This is a genomic window from Paracoccus marcusii (assembly GCF_006151785.1).
Taxonomy (GTDB): Bacteria; Pseudomonadota; Alphaproteobacteria; order Rhodobacterales; family Rhodobacteraceae; genus Paracoccus; species Paracoccus marcusii.
Genome location: NZ_VDDD01000265.1, coordinates 1 through 1034, shown reverse-complemented (window position 1 = coordinate 1034; position 1034 = coordinate 1). Strand labels below are relative to the sequence as shown.

Genomic DNA, 1034 nt, shown 5'->3' with positions numbered 1-1034 from the left:
GGGCGGCACCGGTGGAGCCCGCTCCCCGCACGCCGGTCGCCGTCGCGCCACCCAGCCCGCCTGTCGCGGCGCCGGTACCCGTGCCCGTCGCGCCATCACCGGCGCCCGTGCCGGTTCCTGTGCCTGTGCCCGTTGCGCCATCGCCGGTGCCCGTCTCACCTCCCGGTGCACCCGTATTCACGCAACCCCCTGCCACGACAGCCCCCGTGCCGTGGAATGGCATCCCCGCTGCGACACCGTCCTTCGGATCGCGGACATTGGCGCAGGCGCGGGTCGTGATCCACTATCCCGAACGTGGCGGGTTCGAGCGTTCGCAGGAAATCAGCCGCTTGCTGCGCGCCCTGGGCACCGCCGAGGTCGAGACCCGTCCCGTCCGCTACGCGGTGGACCGCCAGAGCATCCGCTATTTTCAGGACGCCGACCGCGAGGTTTCCGGGACCATCGCCGACCTCATCGGCGGGGGTGGCCGGGCGACGGTGGCAGACTTCACCTTCTTCCGCCCCACCCCGCGGGACGGCACGATCGAAATCTGGCTGCCGTGATTGGGGGCGTCTGTATTGGCGCCTCCGGAGAGCGGAATACTTTGGCGTAAAGCCAGGGCGATCGTGACTTGCCTTTCCGGGTTGGCTGGCCTTTCCACTATAAAACAGGCCATGAAATCGCCAGCGCCTAGTACTGGGCGTCTCGATTGCGCTGGCCTGCCGATCATTTAAAAGCTCAGTATACTTGCAGTTTTCCTGAACGCTCCAGTGGTGCCGAAAGCGACAAGCTCTACTCCAATATTCGCTACATGGTTGATAGATTATTTTTCGATCAACCTTTTGGAGAATATGGCTTGACCATCCATGGAGGTAAAAGAAATCAAATATGCCGTTCTATACTTCAAAGTCCGGGCAGGACTTTCCATTATGCTTATGCGCCACGGCATCAACAGATGCAACGCCGTCTGCGCTAATTACACCTAGGGTCAGGATGCATTGATTTCGCGGGAACAGCATGATTCACGGCTTTGAAAACGGAGCGGTGACATGAGC

The 1034-nt window shown here is 61.3% G+C and carries 2 protein-coding genes; both read left to right on the top strand.

Annotated features, from left to right (window positions below; translation table 11 throughout):
* The first annotated feature begins 275 nt into the window (after positions 1–275).
* Positions 276–542 carry a hypothetical protein gene (locus tag FHD68_RS19280; RefSeq protein WP_127898785.1) on the top strand — a complete coding sequence of 89 codons (267 nt, stop codon included), beginning with the start codon at positions 276–278 and terminating at the stop codon, positions 540–542.
* A 146-nt stretch (positions 543–688) separates the two neighbouring features.
* Positions 689–955: a hypothetical protein gene (locus tag FHD68_RS18685; RefSeq protein WP_139086629.1), complete on the top strand. Its 267-nt coding sequence runs from the start codon at positions 689–691 to the stop codon at positions 953–955.
* The last annotated feature ends 79 nt before the right edge of the window (positions 956–1034 follow it).